General features: G+C 68.8%; 8 protein-coding genes. 4 read left to right on the top strand and 4 right to left on the bottom strand.

The window, feature by feature from the left end:
- Positions 1 to 303: 303 nt before the first annotated feature.
- Positions 304 to 1,980 (bottom strand): dolichyl-phosphate-mannose--protein mannosyltransferase, encoded by a 1,677-nt coding sequence (locus AX669_RS09860; RefSeq protein WP_082740816.1) that lies wholly within the window; start codon positions 1,978 to 1,980, stop codon positions 304 to 306.
- Positions 1,981 to 2,149: 169 nt separating this feature from the next.
- On the opposite strand from AX669_RS09860, the gene rsmI reads away from it, so the two are divergent.
- The gene (gene rsmI / locus AX669_RS09855) at positions 2,150 to 2,992 is read left to right on the top strand and encodes a 16S rRNA (cytidine(1402)-2'-O)-methyltransferase (protein WP_062258155.1); all 843 of its coding nucleotides are present in this window, start codon (positions 2,150 to 2,152) and stop codon (positions 2,990 to 2,992) included.
- A gap of 35 nt (positions 2,993 to 3,027) precedes the next feature.
- On the opposite strand, the gene AX669_RS09850 is transcribed toward rsmI, so the two are convergent.
- Both AX669_RS09850 and AX669_RS09845 read right to left on the bottom strand, forming a co-directional pair.
- Complete coding sequence (locus AX669_RS09850) at positions 3,028 to 3,432, bottom strand: hypothetical protein (protein ID WP_156444981.1); 405 nt, start codon at positions 3,430 to 3,432, stop codon at positions 3,028 to 3,030.
- A gap of 13 nt (positions 3,433 to 3,445) precedes the next feature.
- Positions 3,446 to 4,042 (bottom strand): DUF4126 domain-containing protein, encoded by a 597-nt coding sequence (locus tag AX669_RS09845; RefSeq protein ID WP_006946758.1) that lies wholly within the window; start codon positions 4,040 to 4,042, stop codon positions 3,446 to 3,448.
- Positions 4,043 to 4,254: 212 nt separating this feature from the next.
- On the opposite strand from AX669_RS09845, the gene AX669_RS09840 reads away from it, so the two are divergent.
- From AX669_RS09840 to AX669_RS09830, 3 genes are all read left to right on the top strand, one after another.
- Positions 4,255 to 5,238 (top strand): cation diffusion facilitator family transporter, encoded by a 984-nt coding sequence (locus tag AX669_RS09840; protein WP_082740814.1) that lies wholly within the window; start codon positions 4,255 to 4,257, stop codon positions 5,236 to 5,238.
- Between the two features lie 103 nt (positions 5,239 to 5,341).
- Complete coding sequence (metG, locus tag AX669_RS09835; protein ID WP_006946793.1) at positions 5,342 to 7,249, top strand: methionine--tRNA ligase; 1,908 nt, start codon at positions 5,342 to 5,344, stop codon at positions 7,247 to 7,249.
- Entirely contained in the window at positions 7,246 to 8,097 is an 852-nt protein-coding gene (locus tag AX669_RS09830; RefSeq protein WP_062258151.1) for a TatD family hydrolase, read from the top strand. The genes metG and AX669_RS09830 overlap by 4 nt, the downstream gene beginning before the upstream one ends.
- A gap of 203 nt (positions 8,098 to 8,300) precedes the next feature.
- Here the strand turns inward: AX669_RS09830 and AX669_RS09825 are convergent, their stop codons facing one another.
- Positions 8,301 to 8,624, bottom strand: coding sequence for a hypothetical protein (locus AX669_RS09825; protein ID WP_156444980.1), 324 nt, complete (start codon positions 8,622 to 8,624; stop codon positions 8,301 to 8,303).
- Positions 8,625 to 8,643 lie beyond the last annotated feature (19 nt).

Below are 8,643 nucleotides of genomic sequence, written 5' to 3'. Positions count from 1 at the left end.
GAAGAGGCCGGCGCCGATGACGCCGGCGATCGAGATCATCGTGACGTGGCGCGGCTTGAGGCCGCTGCTGAGAGCTTCGCCGTCAGCGGGCGGATGGGGTGCGTTCATGTGGAGAACTCTGACGGCTCGTATCGCATCGGACAATCGCCCCGCCGCGCGTCAGCCGATTCGTACCCAGATCGTGACCTGGGTCATAGCACGATGAGAGGTCGCGCATTGGTGATCGGCGAAGCCGCGGGCTCCGCCGCCGGCATCACGAGCCTCGACCGCCGGTCGGTACGCGACCCGCGCCGGAAGCCCCCGTCAGATCCAGGACGGCAGCCACATCCGCCAGCTCCAGTGGTCGTGGGGGATGACCTGCGCGGTGTAGATCGGCCAGAAGAAGACGAACGTCGCGACGGCGAGCACGACGTACGCACCGACGACGCCGGCGCCGATGCGTCGCCGTCGCAGGCTCGCGGTGGCGGGTCCGAGGATCAAGCCCAGGCAGTACGTGACGGCCAGGATGACGTAGGGCGCGAACACGACCGCGTAGAACGTGAAGACGGTGCGCTCCTGATAGCTGAACCAGGGCAGCCATCCGGCGAGCACGAGTGCGATGAGCGTCCCGGCACGCCAGTCGCGGCGCAGCGCCCACATGAAGATGCACACGAGCAGGGCGGCGATGCCGAACCACCAGATGGTGACGTTGCCGAGCGAGGTGATCGCCTTGGAGCATTCCGTGACCGAGCACCCCTGATCGCCCTTCGCAGGCGCCTCGTAGAAGAACGAGGTGGGGCGTGTCTGCGCCATCCACGACCACGGGTTCGACTGATACGTGTGTGGCGACGTGATGCTCTCCGCCGAGTCGTACATCTGGATGTGGTAATGCCACAGGCTGCGCAGGCTGTCGGGCAGCCACGAGAACAGGCTCGAATCGGGTGCGAACCCGGTGTTCTTGGTCGCCGGGTTGCTCGCGGCCCAGTTGCGTCCCCAGGCGTCGTTCGAGTGGAACCATCCGGCCCAGGTGAGCAGATATGTCAGGCATGCCGTGGGGACGATGATGAGCGCCCCGGTGACGGCGTCCTTGATGACGGTCGCCGAGAGCCAGCGGCGGACGCCGACGGCGCGGCGCGCTCCGAGATCCCAGAACACGGTGAGCAGACCGATCGCGGCGAGATAGAACCCGTCGGACCACTTCGTCGCCATGCCGAGGCCGAGGCACACGGCGGCGACCCAGCGCCACGGGCGCAGGCCGAGCGACGGGCCGGCGAGGCGCTGCTTCGCATCGAACGACCAGTCGCCGTCACGACGCAGCTGCGCGACCTTGCGCGCGAGGATCCGACGGCTGCGGTCGCGGTCGGCGAGGATCGCGACGAACCCGGCGAGAGCCCAGAAGCTGACGAGCCCGTCGAGGATCGACGTGCGCGACATGACGAATTCCATGCCCTCGAACGCGGTCAGCAGCGCCGCGATCGTCGCGAGCGTCGCCGAGCGGAACAGGTGCCAGGCCGCGCGCCCGACGAGCAGGATCGCGAGCGTGCCGGTGAGTGCCACTGCGATGCGCCAGCCGAACGAGGAGGTGATGCCGAACAGGTGCTCGCCTGCGCCGATCATCCATTTGCCGAACGGCGGATGGACGATGAAGTCGGGTTCGGTGCCGTATACGGTCGGCACCTGGCCGTGCGTGAAGAACGCGTCCGGCTCCGGCATGTTCGCGGGCGTCTTGCGTTCGTGGCCGTACAGGATCATCGACCAGCCCTGCTTGACGTAATACGTCTCGTCGAAGATCAGCTGGTGCGGGCGCCCCAGATCCCACAGCCGCAGCAAACCGCCGATCAGCATGACCGTCAGGGGGCCGAACCAGCTCCACAACTTCTGCTGCGCACTCGCCGGGGCGCCGAGCAGGCGCTCGCGCAGCATCAACTCGTCACGGTCGGGATGGCCGTCGGTGTCGACGCGGGTGGCGGACGACGGGGCGTCAGTCAGGGTGGCGTTCACCGGTGGCGTCCTCGATCCTCGCGGGCTGGCGGTGGGACGGTCTGCCCCGGTTGGCCAGCGTAGTCGGTGGCACTGACAGGAGGGGCCCGCTCCGACGTCACGCCCCGTGACCCAGGTCGACCCGCGGCGGGCACGAGGCGCGCCTGCGCCAGCGTGACACCATGGCCGCGTGAGTACCGAAGCACCCGTCCCCGCCCTCGTTCTCGCCGCGACGCCGATCGGCGACCCGACGGACGCGGCACCGCGTCTCACCCACGAACTCGCGAGCGCGCCGCTGATCCTCGCGGAGGACACGCGGCGGACGAAGCGGCTCTGCGACGCGCTGGGCGTCACCCCGAGCGGGTCGATGATGAGCTACCACGAGCACAACGAGGCCCAGCGCACGGGCGAGATCGTCGAGCGCATCGCCGCAGGCGAACGCGTCCTGCTCGTCACCGACGCCGGGATGCCGAGCGTCAGCGACCCGGGGTACCGCCTCGTCGCCGCGTGCGTCGAACGCGACCTGACGGTGACGTGCGTGCCCGGTCCGTCGGCCGTCCTCATGGCGCTCGCGGTGTCAGGGCTGCCCGTCGACCGGTTCTGCTTCGAGGGGTTCCTGCCGCGCAAGGCCGGCGAACGCGCCCGCACGCTCGCGGCGCTCGCCGACGAGGCACGCACGATGGTGTTCTTCGAGGCGCCGCACCGTTTGGCGGTGACGCTCGAGGCGATGGCCGACGCGTTCGGCGACGAGCGGCGCGGCGCGGTCTGTCGTGAACTGACGAAGACGTACGAGGAGGTCCGCCGCGGTGGTCTGCGCGAACTCGCGGCGTGGGCCCTCGACGGGGCACGCGGCGAGATCACCGTCGTCGTCGAGGGTGCCGAACCTCGCGAGGCGTCGCTCGAGGATGCGGTCGCGACGGTGCTCGATCTCGTCGCCGGGGGAGTGCGGCTCAAGGACGCGTGCGGCCAGGTCGCCCAGGCGAGCGGCCTGTCCAAGAAGACCCTGTACGACGCTGCTCTCGCGGCGCGCTGACGGTTAGCGCCCCCGAGCAACCGCAGGCCCGGTCGTCAGTCCTGGGCGTCGACGAAGTACACGCAACCGGGGTCGAGGGGCGTGCGCAGGCTGCCGCGGGCCGGGTCGTTCGGGGGGTAGCAGGCCCACAGCGCATGGGTGAGGTTCCACGTCGCGGTCGGGATGACGGCTTCGAGTTCGTGTGAGGTCGCATCGACCGACGGCGCGTCGAGTCGCGCCCGCACGTGGACGCCGTCGTCTCGCGGTTCGGCGGCGATGAGCGTCACCGTCTTCGTCGCGACGTGCGGGTTCTGACCCGAGGCGGTGACGGCGTGCCACGTCCGCATCACCCCGAACACGACGAGCGCGATGACGAGCGCCGCGACGATGCTGCGCACGAGACGACGGCGCCGAAGGCGGTGTTCAAGCGCGGAGTCGGCGGCGAGGGCGGGAAACGACATGGGCCGGGCGCTCTCAGACCGCGGCGCGCGCGGCGCGGCGCTCACGCATTGCGACGACCCGGCGCCACAGCCGCCACATCACCCACGCGACGACGGCGAGCAGCACGAGCGCGAGGATCGGCGCGAAGACGGCCGCGAGGCTGAGCAGGATCGACGTCGCGTCCTCCGCCGTCGACAGGACGGGCGCGGCGAACCCACCCGTCCCGACGTTCGCGACGGGGCGCGCGGCGGCCTTTCCCGTGTGAAAGATGCCCGCGACGATGGCGCCGCCGATGAGGCCGACCCACGGATGCTGCGTCATCCACGGCGAGTTGTCGAGGTTCGCGGCGGCCGCCGTCCCCGCGAAGACGACGGCGCCCGAGGCGGGGCGCACGATCGTGCCGAGCGCATCGTTGACGCTGTCGAGGGCCGGGATCTTGTCGACGATGATCTCGCCCACGAGCAGGATCGACGCGATGACGATCGACGGCGTGCTCTCGACCCAAGAGAACCCGGAGGGCAGCGTGATGACGTCGGTGAAGCGAGCGAGCAGAGCGACGACGAGATACGGGATGTAGGCGTTGAGACCGGCGGCAGCCGACAGGCCCGCCCCGGTGAGCGCTGCGAACATGGCACGTCCTTCGGGTCAACGACCGCCGGCGCCTCCGGCCCCGGCGAAACACTGCGTCAACTCTGGCACAGCCGCGGGCATTCCCCCGAACGACGCCGGTGCAGCTGAGGCACATGATGCGCGTCGAGTCAGTCCTGAGTGACGCAGCGCACATCACGTGACTCAGCCGTCGATGAGGGCCGTTAGCATCGTGCCGACCGAGGAGGTGGCGCGTGGGCACACGACACGAATCGCATGACGGGCGCGAGGCCCATGAGCAGCAGACTACGCATGACGGCCACGGACATGGCGGCCACGCCCACAGCCATGCTCCGAGTGCTGACGCCGACCGGGGCTACCTGAGCGCAGCCCTCGCGCTGCTCGTGCTCTACATGCTCGCCGAGGTCGTCGTGGCCTTCGCGACGGGTTCGCTCGCGCTGCTGTCGGACGCGGCGCACATGCTGACGGACGCCGCCGCCATCGCGTTGGCCCTGTGGGCGATCCGCCTCGCCGCGAAGCCCGCCAACGCGCGGTTGACGTTCGGGTTCAAGCGCGCCGAGATCCTCTCCGGCCTCGGCAACGGCATCACGTTGTTGCTGCTCGGGGCGGTGCTGCTCGTCGAGGTAGTGCGTCGCCTCGTCGACCCGCCGCAGGTCGAGCCGAAACCCGTCCTCGCGGTCGCCCTGGCGGGCGTCGTCGTCAACGTCGCCGCGGGCATGCTGCTCGCCCGCGCGAACCGGACGTCGCTCAACGTCGAGGGCGCGTACCGTCACATCATCACCGACCTGTACGGGTTCATCGGTACGGCCGTGGCCGCCGTCGTCATCTGGGCGACGGGGTGGATGCGCGCCGACGCCGTCGCGACGCTCGTCGTCGTCGCTCTCATGTTCCACGCGGGGGCAGGGCTCGTCGCGCAGGCCGGGCGCGTGCTGCTCGAGGGCGCGCCGGACGGTACGGACGTCGAGGCGATCCGCGCGCACATGCTCGAGGTCGATCACGTGCGCGACGTGCATGACCTGCACGTGTGGAGCGTGACGAGCGACCTGCCGGCATTGTCGGCGCACCTCGTCATCGACGACGAGTGCTTTCACGACGGGCACGCCCCGCGGCTGCTCGACGAGGTGCTCGAGTGCCTCGTAGGCCACTTCGACGTCGACCACTCGACGCTGCAGTTCGAGCCCGCGAGCCACGCGACTCACGAGAGCAGCCTGCACTGAGTCGATCTCGGCGCCATGTGCCCCTCGCCGCCTTGACCTCATGGTGCGGCCGTGGCGATGACACGAGAAAGCGGTTGTCGGCGGCGACTCCTAGGATGGGGCCATGACCAAGGTTCTCTCCGCTGTTGCCTGGCCGTACGCCAACGGCCCCCGCCACATCGGGCACGTCGCCGGTTTCGGTGTGCCCTCCGACGTCTACAGCCGGTACATGCGCATGGCGGGTCATGACGTGCTCATGGTCTCGGGCACCGACGAGCACGGCACGCCGATCGTCATCATGGCGGAGAAGGCGGGCAAGACGCCGCAGGAGTTCGCGGACGAGAACGCGAGCATCATCGTCGACGACCTCGTCGGCCTCGGCCTCAGCTACGACCTGTTCACGCGCACGACGACGGCGAACCACTACGAGGTGGTGCAGAAGCTGTTCCTCGCGCTGCACGAGAACGGGTACATGGTCGAGCAGACGACGTCGGGCGCCATCAGCCCGTCGACGGGGCGAACCCTGCCGGATCGGTACATCGAGGGCACGTGCCCGATCTGCAAGTACGCGGAGGCGCGCGGCGATCAGTGCGACAACTGCGGCAACCAGCTCGACCCGACGGATCTCATCGATCCGCGTTCCAAGATCAACGGTGAGACGCCGGAGTTCATCGAGACGCAGCACTTCTTCCTCGACCTGCCGGCGCTCGCGGACGCGTTGTCGTCGTGGCTCGACGGGCGTGAGGCGACGGGCACGTGGCGCCCGAACGTCATCAAGTTCAGCCAGAACATCCTCGAGGAGATCCGTCCGCGCGCGATGACGCGCGACATCGACTGGGGCATTCCCGTGCCGCTCGACGGATGGCGCGAGCAGCCGACGAAGCGTCTGTACGTGTGGTTCGACGCCGTCGTCGGCTACTTGTCGGCCTCGATCGAGTGGGCACGTCGCCTCGGCGAGCCCGACAAGTGGCGCGAGTGGTGGAACGCGCCTGCGAGCACGGGCGGAGATGCGGAGCTCGCTCGGGCGGAGCGTGCGACGTCCGACGAGGGCAGCGTCGGAGCCCAGAAGGCATCGGAAGTACTTGGAAACAGCGACGGAGTCGCGGTTTCCAAGTACTTCATGGGGAAGGACAACATCGTCTTTCATTCGCAGATCTGGCCCGCTGAGCTTCTTGCTGCGAATGGCGAGGGCGCGAAGGGCGGGGTGGAGAGTCCTTTCGGGCATCTCAACCTGCCGTCGGAGGTCGTCTCGTCCGAGTTCATGACGATGGAGGGCAAGCAGTTCTCGACGAGTCGGGGGCATGTCATCTACGTCAAGGACGTGCTGGAGCGCTACGGTCCCGATCCGTTGCGGTACTTCATCGTCGCGGCCGGCCCCGAGAGTCAGGACGCGGACTTCACGTGGGCCGAGTTCGTGCAGCGCAACAACTCGGAACTCGTCGCGGGCTGGGGCAATCTCGTCAATCGTGCGGCGAGCATGATCCACAAGAACTTCGGTGAGATCCCGGCGCCGTCCGAGTTGGCCGATGTCGACCGCGAGGTGCTCGACGCGGTGCGCGGCGGGTTCGCGACGGTGGGTGCGCTCATCGAGCGCAACCGTCTCAAGGCGGCCCTCACGGAGACGATGCGTCTCGTCGGCGAGGTCAACCGGTACGTCGCGGTGACGGAGCCGTTCAAGCTCAAGGGTGAGGACGAGCGGGAGCGTCTCGCGACGGTGCTGCACACGCTCGCGCAGTGCGTCGTCGACCTCAACACGATGATGGCGCCGTTCGTGCCGTTCTCCGCGAATCTCGTGCACGAGGTCATGGGCGGTGAGGGGGAGTTCATGCCGATGCCGGTCGCGAAGGAGGTCACCGACCTCGACGACGGACGTCCGTACCGCATCATCACGGGCGAGTACTCGGCCACGCCGCGCTGGCAGCCGCGTGACGCCGCGCCGGGCACGCCGATCGCGAAGCCGAAGCCGGCGTTCAAGAAGTTCGACCCGGCGGTGGTCGAGGAGGAACTCGAGCGAATGAACATCTCGGCGTGAGCGACCCAAACCTGCGCCGCAGCGACAAGCCGACGCCGCCGCAGCCGCTGCCGTCACCGGTCGTCGACAATCACACTCACCTCGACATCTCCCGTGACGGCGGCGCGCCACCCGACGTGCGCGCCGTCATCGACGAGGCCGTCGCGGTCGGCGTCGATCGGATGGTGCAGGTGGGGTGTGATCTTGCGGGCGCGCGCTTCACCGAGCGCGTCATCGACGCCCACCCCGAATTGCTCGGCGGCGTCGCGCTGCACCCCAACGAGGCGCCCAAGCTGTACGCCGCGGGCGAGCTCGACGCCGCATACGCCGAAATCGAGCGCATCGCGGCCCACACGCGGGTGCGTGTCGTCGGTGAGAGCGGGCTCGACTACTTCCGCACCGGCCCCGACGGCGTCGCGGTGCAGCAGGAGAGTTTCCGGTGGCACATCGAGCTCGCCAAGCGCTTCGGCAAGGCGCTGCAGATCCACGACCGTGAGGCGCACGAGGACGTCATGCGCATCCTCGCCGAGCAGGGCGCGCCTGAGAAGACCGTCCTGCACTGCTTCAGCGGTGATGTCGCGATGGCGCGCGAGTGCGTCGAGCGCGGCTATTACGTCAGCGTCGCCGGCGTCGTGACGTTCAAGAACGCCCGCGAACTGAGGGCGGCACTCGCACAGGTGCCGCTCGAGCAGCTCCTCGTCGAGACGGATGCGCCGTACCTGACGCCGTCGCCGCACCGCGGGGCGACCAATGCGCCGTACCTCGTGCCGCTGACGGTGCGAGCGCTCGCCGAGGTCAAGAACGTCGACGTCCCGGCGCTGTGTGCGGCGTTGTCGGAGACGTCCGAGCGCGTCTACGGGCCGTGGTGAGCGTCACGCGCGTGATTCCATAGCGCAGCGATCGACGCAAGGGGGCTGGCACCGCGTGTGACGAATCCCACTGCAGCGGAAGATTTCCCGGGATGCCGCACCTGACGCCCCATCGCGTCGCAGTATCCGTTACGGTTCCGTTATCTGAATTTGACCCTCGCGGGTTGCCTCGGCAGTGTTGTCCGGGTTAACCCGAGTCTGGATCACACGGACGTGCCCTCGACCTCATGGTCGACGGGCTGGAGCGCAGGCCTGAGCCGAGCGCTTCGCACCGAGCCTTCGGTGCTCTGCGCGCCGCCAGTGAGGGACCTTCGACATCGGAGCATGATGACGTTCTCGACCACCCGCACCACTTCTCGTACGATCGCCGCGGCCGCTGCCGTGGCAGCCGCTTCGACGCTGGCCGCTTGCGGTTCGAGCGACTCGAAGACCGCGTCCGACGTTCCCTCGATCTCCTCGAGCTCGACGCCGACGAAGTCCGCGACCTCGACGCCGTCCACGACGAAGGCTGCGCCGAAGCCGTCCACGACGAAGGCTGCGCCGAAG

This window comes from Dermacoccus sp. CCH2-D9 (assembly GCF_001556795.1).
Classification (GTDB): domain Bacteria; phylum Actinomycetota; class Actinomycetes; order Actinomycetales; family Dermatophilaceae; genus Dermacoccus; species Dermacoccus nishinomiyaensis.
This window is presented reverse-complemented; position numbering and strand designations above follow the sequence as displayed.